General features: G+C 30.1%; 15 protein-coding genes and 2 pseudogenes. 13 read left to right on the top strand and 4 right to left on the bottom strand.

The annotated features are described in order from the left end of the window. Together L8X28_RS05895 and L8X28_RS05890 are read right to left on the bottom strand one after the other, a co-directional pair. Positions 1 to 2,095, bottom strand: a 2,095-nt coding sequence (locus tag L8X28_RS05895) for a S8 family serine peptidase (protein WP_263665801.1), incomplete at its 3' end; no start/stop codon positions are given. A gap of 91 nt (positions 2,096 to 2,186) precedes the next feature. Next, positions 2,187 to 3,407, bottom strand: coding sequence for a metal-dependent hydrolase (locus L8X28_RS05890; protein ID WP_263665800.1), 1,221 nt, complete (start codon positions 3,405 to 3,407; stop codon positions 2,187 to 2,189). Positions 3,408 to 3,495: 88 nt separating this feature from the next. Between L8X28_RS05890 and aroQ the strand changes: the two genes are divergently transcribed. From aroQ to fliY, 9 genes are read left to right on the top strand one after another with little or no spacing between them, the layout of a single operon-like run. After that, positions 3,496 to 3,978: a type II 3-dehydroquinate dehydratase gene (gene aroQ, locus L8X28_RS05885; RefSeq protein WP_039625266.1), complete on the top strand. Its 483-nt coding sequence runs from the start codon at positions 3,496 to 3,498 to the stop codon at positions 3,976 to 3,978. Continuing rightward, a complete protein-coding gene (locus tag L8X28_RS05880; protein ID WP_263665799.1) occupies positions 3,975 to 5,000 on the top strand; it encodes an aminopeptidase P family protein in 1,026 nt (341 codons plus the stop codon). The genes aroQ and L8X28_RS05880 overlap by 4 nt, the downstream gene beginning before the upstream one ends. A gap of 1 nt (position 5,001) precedes the next feature. Continuing rightward, entirely contained in the window at positions 5,002 to 5,475 is a 474-nt protein-coding gene (gene folK / locus L8X28_RS05875; protein ID WP_263659453.1) for a 2-amino-4-hydroxy-6-hydroxymethyldihydropteridine diphosphokinase, read from the top strand. A gap of 8 nt (positions 5,476 to 5,483) precedes the next feature. Further along, positions 5,484 to 6,866: a flagellar biosynthesis protein FlhF gene (flhF, locus tag L8X28_RS05870; RefSeq protein WP_133319629.1), complete on the top strand. Its 1,383-nt coding sequence runs from the start codon at positions 5,484 to 5,486 to the stop codon at positions 6,864 to 6,866. Then, positions 6,859 to 7,722, top strand: a complete 864-nt coding sequence (locus L8X28_RS05865; protein ID WP_263665798.1) for a P-loop NTPase — start codon at positions 6,859 to 6,861, stop codon at positions 7,720 to 7,722. The genes flhF and L8X28_RS05865 overlap by 8 nt, the downstream gene beginning before the upstream one ends. A 14-nt stretch (positions 7,723 to 7,736) precedes the next feature. Beyond that, positions 7,737 to 8,093, top strand: a complete 357-nt coding sequence (locus tag L8X28_RS05860; RefSeq protein WP_133319627.1) for a hypothetical protein — start codon at positions 7,737 to 7,739, stop codon at positions 8,091 to 8,093. Continuing rightward, positions 8,080 to 8,766: an RNA polymerase sigma factor FliA gene (locus L8X28_RS05855; RefSeq protein ID WP_133319626.1), complete on the top strand. Its 687-nt coding sequence runs from the start codon at positions 8,080 to 8,082 to the stop codon at positions 8,764 to 8,766. The genes L8X28_RS05860 and L8X28_RS05855 overlap by 14 nt, the downstream gene beginning before the upstream one ends. After that, entirely contained in the window at positions 8,766 to 9,857 is a 1,092-nt protein-coding gene (fliM, locus tag L8X28_RS05850; RefSeq protein ID WP_133319625.1) for a flagellar motor switch protein FliM, read from the top strand. The genes L8X28_RS05855 and fliM overlap by 1 nt, the downstream gene beginning before the upstream one ends. Further along, entirely contained in the window at positions 9,847 to 10,686 is an 840-nt protein-coding gene (gene fliY, locus L8X28_RS05845; RefSeq protein ID WP_263665797.1) for a flagellar motor switch protein FliY, read from the top strand. Before fliM ends, fliY begins: the two co-directional genes overlap by 11 nt. A 33-nt stretch (positions 10,687 to 10,719) precedes the next feature. Here the strand turns inward: fliY and L8X28_RS05840 are convergent, their stop codons facing one another. Continuing rightward, a complete protein-coding gene (locus L8X28_RS05840) occupies positions 10,720 to 11,316 on the bottom strand; it encodes a C39 family peptidase (protein WP_263665796.1) in 597 nt (198 codons plus the stop codon). Next, positions 11,301 to 12,155 (bottom strand): annotated as a pseudogene (locus L8X28_RS05835) (hypothetical protein). The gene L8X28_RS05840 and the pseudogene L8X28_RS05835 overlap by 16 nt, the downstream one beginning before the upstream one ends. A 128-nt stretch (positions 12,156 to 12,283) precedes the next feature. On the opposite strand from L8X28_RS05835, the gene L8X28_RS05830 reads away from it, so the two are divergent. From L8X28_RS05830 to mnmA, 4 genes and pseudogenes are all read left to right on the top strand, one after another. Then, a complete protein-coding gene (locus L8X28_RS05830; protein ID WP_263665795.1) occupies positions 12,284 to 12,799 on the top strand; it encodes a hypothetical protein in 516 nt (171 codons plus the stop codon). Positions 12,800 to 12,869: 70 nt separating this feature from the next. Continuing rightward, positions 12,870 to 14,031, top strand: a pseudogene (locus L8X28_RS05825) (Cj0814 family flagellar-dependent secreted protein). Positions 14,032 to 14,222: 191 nt separating this feature from the next. Beyond that, positions 14,223 to 14,858 (top strand): TIGR00730 family Rossman fold protein, encoded by a 636-nt coding sequence (locus tag L8X28_RS05815; RefSeq protein ID WP_263665792.1) that lies wholly within the window; start codon positions 14,223 to 14,225, stop codon positions 14,856 to 14,858. Continuing rightward, positions 14,821 to 15,837 (top strand): tRNA 2-thiouridine(34) synthase MnmA, encoded by a 1,017-nt coding sequence (gene mnmA, locus L8X28_RS05810; protein ID WP_263665791.1) that lies wholly within the window; start codon positions 14,821 to 14,823, stop codon positions 15,835 to 15,837. The genes L8X28_RS05815 and mnmA overlap by 38 nt, the downstream gene beginning before the upstream one ends. Positions 15,838 to 15,892 lie beyond the last annotated feature (55 nt).

Below are 15,892 nucleotides of genomic sequence, written 5' to 3'. Positions count from 1 at the left end.
CAGGTTTTGGTTCAGGTTTTGGTTCAGGTTTTGGTTCAGGTTTTGGTTCAGGTTTTGGTTCAGGCGCGGGCTTATTAATACTAACTTTATCTTCATCCAATACAGCAACAAAATCAATACTATTGTTTCCTGATATTTCAACTTTTTCAAAGTCATTTATATTATTTTTTAATCCAGCTAAATTTATAGTAATTACATTGCCGCTAGTGTAAAACATAGGTAATGGTATGTATTGTAATTTACCACCTTCTATTTGATAAGAATTTGCTATAAGTTTAGAATTACCATTATTTCCAAAATCAAGCTGCAAAATAGCATTGTTTTTTTGGTTATATAGACCTTCTACAATTAAATCGCTTAAGTCTTGATTTCCAGGTCTCACAATTCCTTGATTGTATAAATTATTTTTTATTAAACCATTTCCACTAAATTTACCATTAGTTAAAACTTTAACCTCCCCACTTATAATTCCTTTATTATTTTGTGTTTTTATTAGGGAAAGCTCACCCTCTTTTACTATAGTTTTACCAAGATAAGTATTTTCTCCACTTAAAATTAACCTCCCTTGACCATCTTTGATAAATCCAATATTTAAATTTTGTATTTCATCTTTTGGAGAATTTAAAGCATCGAGTCTATGTAAACTATCATCCCATTTTTTTTGAGATATGTCATTGCTAAAAATCGCGTTATATCCTTGAGTATTTATAGTATAGTAAGCTTCTTTTTCGCCATAAGTATCGGTAATATCTTGTAAATTTAATCTATTTGCATCTAAAATTCCTATACCATTTATGGCTTTTTCAATATCTAGAATGCCTTGTCCTAAGATTTGTTCTTTTTTGAGAGTTTGTATTCCTTTGTAGTCTTCATTGGCATTTTGCATAAGTGGATATTTGTCGATTAGATTGTTTAATATCTTATCTGCTTCAAAACCCCAATATCCAGCATCTATCAAATCTTGTTTTATTTTATTTTTATCATCAGGGATAGGCGTATCTATATAAATAATAGTATAATAGGATTGTTTTCTTCCATTGGAAGTATTAAGAAGTTGAGTTTCTTTTACTGTTAGTTTTGGAGTTTTGTAATTTTTATTTGCTGTACTTAATAAAACATCAGCTATTTGTTTTCCATTTAAAAAAGGGAATTTTTCTGACACTAAAGCAGCAGCTCCACTTACCATAGGAGTTGCCATAGAAGTACCACTCATTTTAACATATAAATTTTTATCAGGTCTTCCAAAAATGGGTTGTATATTATAAGCAGCATTAACTGAATTAACAAAACTTCCAGGTGCTACTAATGAAAAATTTTCAACTCCTTTTAATCCATTGCTATACGATGCTATAGCTTTAGAGGATAATATAAGTTTTCCATTTTCATCTTTTGTAATTTTAGAAGAATCAATGGCTCCAATGCTAAGCCATGATCTTAAATTTTCATCATAATAAGGAAGAGTAGCATTAAATCCAGGTGATACTATACCCTCATTTCCAGCTGCAAATAGTATTAGAATGTTTTTTTCTTTTGCTAACTTTATAATCCCATCAAGCGGTTTATTGTTGTTTGCTAAATTTAAAAAATAATTAGAATTTTGCTTTTTAAGATCTGATACATACCACCCGAGCTGACTCATTCCTACTATTGGATATAATTGCGTATTCCAGCTATTATTGATTATTTTTATTTCTTTATCTTTAAAATAATCATAAATATTATAAGGAATTATTTTTTGACTTCCATTGTTATAGCCAAAAATTTGAATTCCATACATTTTCGCATTGTAAGCAATCCCATATGGTTCTTTAATGTTTTTAAAATTACCAAGTATAATTCCTGCTACATGTGATCCGTGAGTGTCTACTGTTAGATCAGGAGTATAAGGTTTATTATTTACTGTTGAGTATTGTTGCTCTATGATTTGTCCTTGCAAACTAGGATGATTTGCATTAAAAGCAGAATCTATAATACCTATATTTATATTTTTTCCTGTGATATTAAGATCGTGTGCTTTATGAACATTAATAACTTCAAAATCATTTAAAGCTAAAATTTGAGTTATAAAAATAAATATTATTAAATATTTTTTCATATGACTTTCTTAAATTTTATTAAAGATTCTTATAATTTTTAAGTATAACAGAAATATTTTAATTTTGATTAGAAACTCTTGTTTAAGATATTTATATTATTTCTTTTCCTTCTATAAAAAGTTTTAACACTTCTTTGCTTTGTAAGATAAATTGCAAAGGAAGTTGTTTTAAATTTACACTATTTGGTAAAGCAAAAAGACTAAAATCAGCTATTTTGCCTTTTTGAATTTGGCCTAGGTTTAAATTTAAAGCTTTTGCGGCTTTGTTTGTTGCCATTAAAAGCAATATTTTAGCAAAATTTTCTAACTCTAAATCATCATGTATAAGTAAATTTACTCTCATTTCATCAAGCATACTTAAAGAAGTATTTGAACTTAAACCATCGGTTCCCAGATGGATATTAATACTATTTTTTAAAGCAGATTTTAATTTAAAAGTATTTTTACTCAAAAGCCTATTTGAAAAAGCACAATGCGTGATTGAGTGCAGATTTTTATCTAGCAAATTCCATTCTTTAAAATACACACAATGTGTAAATAAAGTCCTTTGATCTTTAAAAAGTTCTAAAAAGCTTTGCGGAGTGTAAAATGGCATAGGATTTTTGCTAAATTTAGCCAAGCTCTTTTTAAAACCACCTTTTTTAAACCTTAGCCAGTTGTTTTCATGATTGCTTTCAAGAAAATGTGTGCTTAGTAAATGATCGTTTTCTCTAGCAAGTTTTATAGCAAATTTAGCAAGCTCTGTGTGGGTTGAGTAGGGTGCATGCACTGAAATAGCAGGGATAAATTTAGAAGTTTTAAAACGCATGCTTTTTTCATAGCGAGTTAAAAATTCCTCTTTTTTTGCTTGGATAAAATTTTCATTTGAACCTAAAATTTCATTGAAAAATATCACCCTAGCTTGTGAATTTACACAAGGGATTAAATCAACCCCAAAGCTTGAAATTTCTCCTATAGTAGCAGTGCCGCTTTTTAGCATTTTATGAATATTTTGTGAGATTAATTTTTCTTTGGCTTTTTCGTTTAATTGCTCGCGGTTATTAAAAACGCTATCAAGCCATTTTAAAAAGTCTCCAAAGACTAAATTTCCATTATTTGCACTAAATTCTAAATGTGTGTGCGGGTTGATGAAGGCGGGTAAAAGTAAGGTATTTTTTGGAGTTGGTATAAGCTTGGCTTTTGGATAGGATTTTTGTAAATTTTCTAAAGTATCAATTTCTAAAATATTATCATCAAAAAGAATAGCTTTTTTTTCTAAAATACTAAATTTATCATCACAAGTTAGGATGATTTTGGGTGTTATTATAAACATTTTCCATCCTTTAAAAAGGTAAATTGTAGCTAAAATTTAGCTTTAAAGTGTTATAATATAGTAAATTTTACTAAATAAAGGTTAGATTATGAAAGTTATGGTGATACAAGGACCAAACATTAATATGCTTGGTGTAAGAGAAACTCACATTTATGGCAATATGAAAATGGAAGATATCCACGAGCAAATGAAACAAGCCGCAAAACAAGCTAATGTGGAGATTGAGTTTTTTCAAAGTAATTTTGAAGGTGAGCTAGTTGATAAAATTCAAGAATGCTTAGGCAGTGTAGATGGAGTGATTATTAATGCAGCTGCTTATGCACACACTTCTATAGCAATCCGTGATGCGATTGCGGCGATTAATATGCCTGTGATTGAAGTGCATATTAGCAATACTTACAGAAGAGAAGAATTCAGACAAAAAAGCATGATAGCACCAGTTTGTGCAGGTAGCGTGGTAGGTTTTGGTCCTTTTGGTTATCATATGGCTCTAATGGGACTTTTCCAAATTTTTGATCAAATCAATGCATATAAAGCAGCTCAAGCAAAAGCACAACAAGCAAATCAATGAATTTTATCTTAAAAAACGAAAATGCACTTTTTTATGAGTGCGGCTATTCTTGCGATAATGCTTTATTTTTAAAACTTGAAGATAAAGCTTTTTTCATTACTGATGCAAGATATAGTTTTGAAGCTAGCGAAATGATAAAAAATGCTGAGGTAGTTTTAGCACAAGATCTTTTTGATAGCGCTAGAGAGCTTTTAGAAAAAGCAGGAATTGATAGGGTGTATTTTGACCCAAAAGACTTTAGCTATTTTGAATTTAAAGAACTTAGTAAAAGTGCAAATATCGTTTTTGAGGAAAAATTAGACTTGAGTAAAAACAAACGCATTATAAAAAATGCTAAGGAATTACAACTTTTACAAAAGGCTGTAAATTTTGGCAAAGAATGCTTTGAAGAATTTGCTAATTTTATCAGCCAAGAAGGCCATGGAAAAAGCGAAAAAGAATTACATTTTAAAGCGTGTGAAATTTTTCAAAAAAAAGGTGCTTTAGGACTTTCTTTTTCACCTATTGTAGCTATTAATGAAAATGCGGCTAAAGCGCATGCTTTACCTAGTGATAAATGTTTAGAATATGGAGATTTGTTATTAGTTGATGCGGGTGTGGTTTATCAAAGGTATTGTTCTGATCGCACAAGAACGGCTTGTTTTGATGAGAATGGTATAGTTTTTGATAAAAATAAGCCAAATTTTAAAGATAAAGAAATTATGCAAATTTATGAAGTGGTTAAGCAAGCTCAGCTTCAAGCTATAGAAAAAGCACGCGTTGGTATGAGATCAAGTGAGCTTGATTTTATCGCAAGAGAAGTGATTAAAAACGCAGGTTTTGAAAAAGAATTTATTCATAGCTTAGGGCATGGAGTGGGACTTGATATACATGAGTTGCCAAATATTAGTCCAAGAAGTGATTATGAGCTAAAAGAAGGTATGGTATTTACCATTGAACCTGGAATTTATATCAAAGATAAACTTGGCATTAGGATAGAAGATATGGTCTATCTTGATAAAGAAAAGGCAGTGGTGTTATAACTTGCTGATTAAAGGGGCTAGAAGGTTAGAAAAAATTCGTTTTTTTCCTTTTTATTCAAAGGCTGATAAAAAAGGAAAATACATAGCCATTATAGGACTTGGAAGCAATATAGAAGATGAAAAAAAACGCTTTCGGAGTTTATTTAGGCTTTTAATGCAAGATAAACGCTTGCAAGTATTGCAAACATCGCCATTTTTGATTAATAAAGCTTTTGGCTTTGAAGAGCAAAAAGACTTTACTAATGCAGTGATGGTTGTAAGCACAAGTTTGCATGCAAGAGCACTTTTAAAAGTTTTGTTTTTTTATGAGTTTAAATTCAAAAGAAAAAGAACTTTTAAAAATGCTCCTAGAACGCTTGATTTGGATTTGTTGTATTTTTCAAAAAAAGCGCGTAAAGATGAGTATTGCATAGTGCCTCATGTGGGGGTAAATGATAGAATTAGCGTAACTTTGCCTTTGGGCTTGTTAAGATAAGGAAAAATATGGGACAATTGATTCATACTTTTACGGTTGAAAGCACAGATGAGATTATACCTAAGGTCAAGCAAGATTATGGCGATAAGGCTTTGATAGTAACTAATAAGCAAATTCGTCCAAAAACTATCAATCAAAAGCCTTTGTATGAGGTTATAGTGGCGATTGAAGAAGCTGATTATGAAGAGCATTTAAAACAAAATAATTTACCTATGCCACCGAAGAAAAAACCAAATACAGCAAGTTTTCCTGAGGCTAAAATTCAAGCTTCAAAACTTGAAGATGAAAAAAAAGAAGAAGATGTAGTGCTTGATTTTTCTTCAAAAGCTAAGCAAAAACCTATTAATCCTTATTTAAATACAAGCAAAAAAGATGATAATTTTTTAAATTTAAAAAACAAACTTTCTCAAGTTAGTTCAGAAATTAGCAAGGTTTCAAACTATCAAGATTTTTCTATGCCAAATCCAAATTATGATAAAAAAATAGAAGCTTTTGAAAAACAAATGAACAAGCTTAATGATAAAATGAATTTACTTGTGGATATGATGTGGGATGATAAGGCAGATTTACGCAAAGAATTAGCTATACCACCTGAGTTTGCAAGTATTTATAAGCAAGCTAAAGCAAGTGGTATGCAAGAAGCGCATTTAGAAGCGATTATGAAAGCGACTATTGAAAATATGCCAAGCACCATGAAAGCAAATCAAGAAGCAGTGCAAAGGTATTTTTACTCACTTTTGCGTAATATGCTTCCATGTCGTTTAGAAAGTGAAATTAAAAAGCAAAAAATCATGATGTTAGTAGGTCCAACAGGAGTAGGTAAAACTACAACTTTAGCAAAGCTTGCTTTTCGCTATGCTTATGGAGATAGACGCTATAAAACCGGTATTATAACTCTTGATACTTATAGAATAGGCGCAGTAGAACAGCTTTTTCAATATGCTAAGATGATGAAACTTCCTATTATTGATAGTATAGAGCCAAATGACTTAGATGATGCGATTAGAAGTTTAAATACTTGTGAGGTTATTTTAGTAGATACAACCGGAAATTCACAGTATGATAAGGCAAAACTTGAAAAAACAAAAGAATTTTTATCGCATTCTAATGCGCAAATTGATGTGAATTTAGTGCTTTCAGCAAATACAAAATATGAAGATTTATTAGAAACTTATAATAATTTTTCATTTTTAAATATAGACACTTTAATCATTACAAAATTTGATGAAACAAAAGTATTTGGAAATGTGTTTTCTTTGCTTTATGAAACTAGCACTCCGATGAGCTTTTTTTCCATAGGTCAAGAAGTACCTGATGATATAGAAGTAGCAAATAGCGACTTTTTGGTGCGTTGTGTGTTAGAAGGTTTTAGAAGGGATGAAAATGAGTAATCAAGCAGAAAAATTAAAAGATCTAGTAAAAAATGAAAACTCAAATGTAAAACATACCCATTTTATCGCAGTTACTAGCGGTAAAGGTGGGGTTGGAAAAAGTACTTTTAGTGCAAATTTGGGCAACATCCTAGCTAAAAATGGATATAAAGTAGGGCTTTTTGATGCAGATATAGGGCTTGCAAATTTAGATGTGATTTTAAATGTGCGTGTAGAAAAAAACCTTTTACATGTTTTAAAAGGTGAATGCTCACTAGAAGATATTCTAATAGAAGTCAAGCCAAATTTATGGCTTATCCCAGGTGAGAGTGGCGATGAAATTTTAAAATACAATGATAAAAATATTTATGAGAGATTTTTAAATCAAACAAGTATTTTAGATGATTTAGACTTTTTAATCATTGATACAGGAGCAGGTATTGGTGGCAATATAGGGAATTTCTTAGAAATGTCTGATGAGGTTATTGTCATAACTGTACCTGATCCTGCCGCAATTACCGATGCTTATGCTACTATAAAAACTACTTCAAAGACTAAAGAGAATTTATTAATGGTATTTAATGTAGTTAGAAATGAAAATGAGGCTTTAAGAATTTTTGATAATATTAAAAAAGTAGCAGATATTAACATTAAGCATAATTTAAATTTAGAATTTTTAGGATTTTTAGGTCAAAGTAAAGATATTAGTTCTAGTATTAAAAAAAGAACTTTATTTAGCGATGATGATACTAATGCAAGTGATGAGTTAAAAGCCATAGCTTCTAAGCTTTTGTATAGGTTGGAACAAAAAGTGCTTAATAATATGGGAGATAAAAGCATTATGAGTTTTTTCAAAAAGCTTTTGGATCGTTTTTAGATTGAAGGAAAAAGATGAGACCAGAAAATTTTGTTGCTTTTTTTACTGTTTGTGGTTTTTTTATAGGATTAATGTTCACCATAGTTAATATAGAAGATGCAGTAGAGATAGTTGTATATACTTGTTTGATTACTTTTGTATTTTATGTGTTAATCCATATAGTAATTATGATTTTTGTAGATGCAAATAAAATTAGTGGTAGAAGCTTTAATAAAGAAAAATATGAAAATGAAAATAATAGCTTTATAGCAGAATTAGCTGCAAGAGAAAAGAAAATGGATTACTTGCTTGAAAAACTTCAAGAAGAGCGTGAAGACCTTAAAAAACTTGATAGCTCTTCAAAAAGAAAAGTAAAACATGCAGCCGCATAATGCTTATGCTTCTACGCTAAAAAAAGAACAAGATGACTTAGTCATCTCTTATATGCCCGCATTAAGAGCTATGGCTTTTAGACTTAAAGAGCGTTTGCCTGCAAGTATTGATGTAAATGATTTAATTAGTATTGGCGTAGAAGAGATGATTAAACTCTCGCGTCGCTATGATAAAGAACAAAATGACAATTTTTGGGGTTTTGCAAGAAAAAGAGTAAATGGAGCTATGCTTGATTATCTAAGAAGCCTTGATGTAATGAGTAGAAGCAATAGAAAAATCATCAAAGATATTGACGCTATTATAGATGAGTTTTATCAAGAAAATGAAAAAGAACCTGATGATGAGTATTTAGCACAAAGATTAAATTTAGAAGTAGAAAAGGTAAAAGAAGCAAGAGCAGCTCATGCTATATCGCTTGTTATGCCTTTAGATGAACAGCTAAATTGTTTTAATGATAGTAATATCATAGAACAAATAGAAAAAGAAGAATTAATAGAAAAAATCAACGCGGTTTTGGAAGAATTTAAAGAAAGAGAAAGGCTTGTGATACAGCTTTATTACTATGAAGAATTAAATTTAAAAGAAATTGCAGAGATTTTAGAGATTAGCGAGTCAAGAATTTCACAAATTCATAAGCGTTTGCTTAAGAAGATTAGAGAAAGGCTAGTTTAATGGCTGAAATACTTTCCCAAGAAGAAATTGATGCTCTTTTAGAAGTCGTTGATGATGATAGCGATGATAGTGCTGCTTCTTCAAAATTAGAAGAAATAGAAGATAAAAGAGATATTGTAGTATATGATTTTAAGCGTCCAAATAGGGTTTCAAAAGAACAACTTCGTTCTATTAAAGGAATTCATGATAAATTAGCTAGAAATCTTGCTTCGCAAATTTCATCTATGATGAGAAGTATAGTTGAGATTAAACTACACTCAGTTGATCAAATGACTTATGGTGAATTTTTGATGTCTTTACCTTCACCGACAAGCTTTAATGTTTTTTCTATTAAGCCTTTAGATGGAAATTGTGTTTTAGAGATTAATCCAAGTATTGCTTTCCCTATGATAGATAGGCTTTTGGGTGGTCAAGGTGAAAGTTTTGACACCTTAAGAGAGCTTACAGAAATAGAACTTAACTTGCTTGATTCTATTTTGCGTATTATTATGCAAAGGCTTAAAGAAAGTTGGATGAATGTTACGGAAATTTATCCAAGTGTTGAAGCAAAAGAATCAAGTCCAAATGTTGTGCAAATTGTTTCTCAAAATGAGATTGTTATTATGGTGGTAATGGAGATTATCATAGGAAATTCAAGTGGCATGGTAAATATATGCTATCCAGTTGTGCATTTGGAAAGTATTTTGAGTCGTTTAGCAAATCGTGATATTATGATGGGTGAAACTTCGGCTAAAAAGTCAAGAAACAAAGAACTTAAAACTTTGATCGGTCGTGCTGAAGTGATTTATGAAGCTATGCTTGGTAAAACTTTTATCAATGTAAATGAATTTTTAGATTTAAAACAAGGAGATATTTTAAAACTTGATAGAAGTGCAGATGATAAAGCTATAGTAGCCATAGATAAAAAAGAAGTATTTTTAGCTCAAGTAGGACTTCATAGATTTAGAAAGTCGATTAAAATCTTAGAACTTATTAAAACTGATAAAGATGAGATTAAAGAAATGCTTGAAAAATATGAAGATGAAAGAAGAGCAAAGGCAAATTCTTATGATGAAAATGAAGAGTTAGAAGAGGAAGAAGATGATCAATGATTTTTTAGGCATATTTGTCAACGAGTGCATAAGCACAATAGAAGGCTTAACAGGGAAAAGTGCTGAATTTAGCGAGTATTATGAGTATGATGTAAATTCTCAAGATTCTATGACTCCGCCATTAGTTAGTGCTACTTTTAGTGTCAATAATGAGATGAAAATCAAAATCTTAGCAAGTGCGGTTTTAATGAGTGCAATTGGTGAGTGGATGATGGGAGAAGAAGAAATCTCTAAAAATAGTGAGCTAAATGAAGATGAAATGGACGCGGCCAAAGAAGCTATACAAAATATCATTTCAGCATTTTCTACAACTTTAGGTGCACAAAAAGAAATTCCAAAAATGGAATTTAGTTTAGAAAATTGTGAATTTGTTGCAGATAGTCTAGAACTTGACGGCTTTCATAAAATATATTTATATAATGTAAAAATAGCTGATTTAGAAGAGAAAATTTCCTTAGTATTTGATGAGAAAATTTATAAAGTTTTAACTAAAACTGATTTAGAAGAAATTGTTACAACTCATGAAGAGCATACTCAAGACCATAAAACCTTAGCAAGCGTTGAAGAGTTAAGAAATATCGGTTTGATTATGGATGTGCGTTTGCCTATAAGAGTGCGTATTGGTAGTAAAAAAATGCTTTTAAAGGATGTTTTAACTATGGACATAGGTTCAGTTATCGAGCTTGATCAATTAGCTAATGATCCTTTAGAAATTTTAATAGGTGATAAAAAGATTGCCTATGGGGAAGTAGTTATCGTAGATGGAAATTTTGGAGTACAAATTACTGAGATTGGTTCTAAAAAAGAAAGATTAGAGCAATTAAGATGAAAAATTAGTTCTCTAATCAAAAAACAATAAAAATCAATATAAGCTAAAAGGCTTAAAATCAAAATGTAAAGATTTTGGAGTGTTTAGCTTGAAAGGTTTTAACTCTTTTTTAGGAGCAACAATTAAAGCATAACCGCCTTTATTGTATCTATCCCAAATGCTAAAAAATTGACTTTTAGAGCCTATATATTCTCCATGACTTGGATCAAGTATTTGCAAATAATTTCCTTTATGATTTATAATTACCACAAAATGTGGGAAGCGTGGGTCATTTTCAATTTTTACAAGCATTGGAATATTTACAAGCTTGTCTAAGCTATCCCTATTGATTTGGTATGAATTGCTTTCATAACCTAGCTTTTTAACTGCATCGTTTAAATCTGCAAAGCTTACCATATCCGTATAAAGCTTTTGTCCGTTCATGGTTTGTAAAAGTTTAAGCTCATCAAACTTTTTATCATCAAGTATATTGATTAAAGTTGCCAAAGATGAAGCCCCGCAAGATTGCTCGTAAGTTTGTCTTATTACTCTTTCGTTTTTAATTTCTTGATAAGACTTGACTACCCATTCTGCTTTTGCATTCAAAGAAAGAATGGATAAAAATAATAAAATTTTTAAAATTTTCTCCATAAGCTTATCCCAAATATACTATCAGGCGAAGCAGAACTTCCCCCCAAAACTAGCATTAACAGAAACTGCGGTATCTGAATTAATGCTATAAGTAGAACCTAGACTTAAAGTTGGAATAGAACGCACTTCAGAATTTTGATAACCATTGATTTTTTGCTCGGTTTGAAATCTTTGCTCTGCTCCCAAATCTAAAGTAATTTTAGGACTTAGTATGATAGACAAATCCCCACCCACATAAATACTATTTCCATACTCTATTTTAAGGGTTTTAAATTTTCTTGATTGATTATAACCAAAACCGATATAAATGCTATATACAACAGGGTCGCTATATCCCCTTAAACTAGCTTGTAGGCTTTGTGATTTTAGATAAAAGTTTTCGGTTTGAATGATTGCTTTTTCTCTTTGAACGACTGCAGTTTGAAAGGTAATTTGTGGAATTAAATCTGCAATGCTATCGCCTGTATAAATAAACCTAGCCAAAGATTATCAAATCCTATACGATTTTTATTTTCAAAATCCCCCGTAAGAAAATTCCTATATTCTTGTCTTGCATAACTCCCTCCTCCTGACACAAGTATATCGAACTTGGGTGTTAGGGTATAAATGAAAGTTTGAGTTAAAAACACTTGCTTTGTATCATTCCAAATTGTAGGATCTCCACCTACAATGATGTTAGGATAAAGTGCATAAGAATTTGCATTTCCTGTACTAAGCAAAGAAAAGCTTGTGATACTTCTTAAGCCTATTTGCTTTTTAAATAAACTGTCTATACTTAGTTCATCACTAGCAAAAACACAACTAAGTAAAACCATAAATGTTAAGAAAATCTTTTTCATTGTTACCTTTCTAAATATTTTTAGATTTTTTCCATTAAAACAATAAATGTTTCAAATAACAAATTGATTTTAATATGTAATTTGTGATATTTTTTAAAAAAGAGTAAAAATAGCTAAAAAAGGAAGTTATGTTAAAGAAGTTAACAAGTTCTTTGATTTTAGGTTCTTTGTTAGTAAGTTCTGCTTTTGCTGGGGATTTTTTAGCTAAAGTTAGTAATGGTGTTTTAAGTGATAATTCTCAAGGGGTTAAAGCTCTTAATTTAGATGAAATGAAACAAGTTAAGGGTGGGTATCAAGTTCTTACAAGCAAACTTGGAGATTCTGAGTATATAGCATTAGCTATTCCAGATAATACAACAACATATAAACAGTTAGTAGCAATTTATACCGTAACTAGCGATAATACTTTTTCAAATACATTTTTAGGTTATACAGTAAAAAGAAATATCGCAATATCAAGCTCGGGAAAACCTTATGTTCTTTTTAACTATGGTGTTGCACTACTTGATAGACAAACGGGGTTGCATAGAGTTAATTCGAGTAAGATTTTAAATAATAATCAGGTTATTAAAGAATTAACTATGAAATATAAAACTCAATTTGAAAGCCAACTTGGTGGCTGGACTGCTAGAGCTAGAAGATAAAAAACTTATGAAAAAATCATTTTTTGCCGATTTATCTTATAAATAAAACTTTACTTACAGGATGGCAAAAATGATTAATGGCATAAATTCTTATTCGAGCTACAATTATACAAATACTTTTAGCAATAATACCATAAATACAAAATCATCTAATGCCATAAATGAAGCTTCAAACCTTGTAAGTGATAAATCACAAGCAGTAGATAAAATTTTAGGCTATGGCGTAGATAAAGAGGGCTTCGTAGATAAAGAGGGCTTTTTTACAAGTGATTTTAACGAAGCAGCAGGCTTGCCAAAAGATTATAAGATTTATGCAGATGGTTTAAATAATTTTGTAAATAATTTTATTAAAAGACAACCTTTTTACTCTCAAATAGACATTGCTAAAACAATAGGAAATGCTTATAACTCTTTTTCTTCTTTTGTTAAAGATAAGGGATTAGGAGAAAGCTTTCAAGAACAGGATTTAAAAAATCTATCCCAAAAAGATGGAGTAAATTATTGGCAAGAATTACAAAGCGATAGTGCTTTCATTTGGAAGCTTACTGATGAAAATATAGCAGATTTGGGTTCTAACAAATATCAAATACATGATAACAAAATATCTAAAGGTGGTGTTTTAATTGCGTTTTTTATAAATAATCTTAGCACAATTAAAGGACAAACAACCTTATTAGGCAAATTAGCTGGACTTAATAGCGATACGGACAACAATGAAATAAAAGAATTTTTGTCCTTTATGAATAAAAATCCTTTAAAATACTCCTACGAGCAAGATGGCTGGGGTAATCCTATGGGAGATAGTTTATCAATATGGAATTATATAAATAGAGCCAAAAATTTAGGAGATGATAAACTAATAAAAACTATTAAGAATTTAGGAGATGAATACAATAAGCTTATTAATTCTAATATGAGCCTAGATGAATTTAAAAACAAATATCTTGATTTTAAACAAAAGACACGATGAGTTTGTAAAATCACTAGAAGAAGCAGAAAAGGCAAAAGGTGTAGATTATAGTAATCCTTTAAAAAATACAAATAACAAAGAAATTTCAGAAGAAGATAAAGAAAAACCCTTTAAACCTATACAAGCAGAAAGTAAAAACAAAGAAACTTACAAAGATGATAATATAAGAAACGAACTTGTAAAAAAACTATTAGAAGGTAAATTTAGTATAAGCGATGAGTTGAAAATTCTTTTTGGTGTTAAAATAGATGTAAAGATTTAAATAATAACGAATTTACTAAAATCTTTTCATAATTAAGTGTGCATAATATATAAAAGTGTGAATTTGAAAGTTTAGAAATTTAAAAAAATCTAATTTATGCAGTTTGCAAAAGAAAATTATTTAAAAATTACATAAAAGATTATTATAAAAATTTAGCTAGAATGGAATTTATTTTAACTAAAGGTTATAAAATGAATGAAAAAATAATCCAAGATTTAGAAAAATTTGCTAACATGCCAAACCTAAAAAATGCTATAACTTTTTTTGGTTCTGCAAGATTAAAAGAAGACAATGAGTATTGTATTTTGGCTTCAAAATTAGCTCAAAAGTTAGCTGATGAGGGTTATAGCATCATCAGTGGCGGTGGCGGTGGTATTATGCAAGCTGCAAATTACGGGGCTATGCAAAGTCAAGCTTCGCACTTGAAATCTTTTGGATTTAATATACATTTACCATTTGAGCAAAAAGCAAATGACTTTTTAGAGTATAATATCACTTTTAAGAGCTTAGCCATTCGCAAAATGGCTCTTATCCAAAAGAGTCTAGCTTTTGTGATTTTCCCAGGCGGCTTTGGAACATTAGATGAATTTTTTGAAATTCTTACTCTTAAGCAACTTAGTTTTAAAAAAGATGTTCCTATTATTTTAGTTGGGCAAAAATTTTGGCAACCTCTTGATGAATTTATCAAAACTTCTTTACTAGAACTTGGAACTATATCTAAAAATGATGAGTTAAAGTATAGTATAAGTGATGATTTAGATGAAATTATAAGAATGATAAAGGAAAAAGATGAAAATTCTTGTTGCAATGAGCGGGGGTGTAGATAGCACTGTAACTGCTTATAAGTTAAAGCAAGCAGGATATGAGATTATAGGTTGTTATATGAAGCTTCATGGAAAAGCTAATTATCATGAAGAAAATATACAAAAAGTTGAAAAAGTTGCTAAATTTTTAGACATCAAATATCATATTTTAGATTTGCAAGAAGATTTTAAAAATCAAGTTTATATGCCTTTTGTTAATACCTACAAAGAAGGAAAGACGCCAAATCCTTGTGCTTTGTGTAATCGCTTTATTAAGCTTGGCAAGCTTTTAGAATTTGCTAAGAGTTTGGGTTGTGAGAAATTAGCCACAGGTCATTATGCAAGGATAGAAAATGGTTTGATTAAAATTGCAGTTGATGAGAGTAAGGATCAAAGCTATTTTTTAGCAAATGCAGAGAAAGAGGCTTTGGAATATTTGATTTTCCCTCTTGGAGAGATGAGAAAAGAAGATGTGAAAAAATTTGCTTCTACAATCGATGTTTTAAAATCTTTTGCAATACAAAAGGAAAGTTCTGAAATTTGTTTTGTGGAAGATACTTATGTGCAAGTTTTAGATCAGTTTATGGATACCAAAATTCCAGGTATTGTAAGAGATAGTAGTGGTAAAGAAGTAGGAAAACACGAAGGTTATATGCACTATACCATAGGTAAAAGAAGAGGTTTTGAGGTACGCGGGGCTCATGAGCCACATTTTGTGTTAAAAATTGATCCTAAAAAAAATGAAATCATAGTAGGTAAAAAAGAAGAACTTAAGATAAGTGAATTTAATCTTGATAATATTAATTTATTTGTTGATGCTAAAGAGCTAGATTGTGAAGTAAAAATACGCTATAGATCAAGATCGACCCCATGTAAAGTTTTGATTAATGAAGATAAAAGTGCAAAAATCATCTTACAAGAGCCTGTTTATGGGCTTGCTAGCGGACAAATGGCAGTATTTTACGATAAAGATTTAGTGCTTGCAAGTGGATTTATAAAATAATGCTAAAGTTTGATGTTTTTAAATAGCAGGAGTTAAAAATTTAGTTTTGTAAAAT

The sequence above is a fragment of the Campylobacter sp. CNRCH_2016_0050h genome, from assembly GCF_025772605.1.
GTDB lineage: Bacteria > Campylobacterota > Campylobacteria > Campylobacterales > Campylobacteraceae > Campylobacter_D > Campylobacter_D lari_D.
Note: the sequence above shows the minus strand (reverse complement) of the source record. Positions and strands in the feature narration are given on the sequence as shown.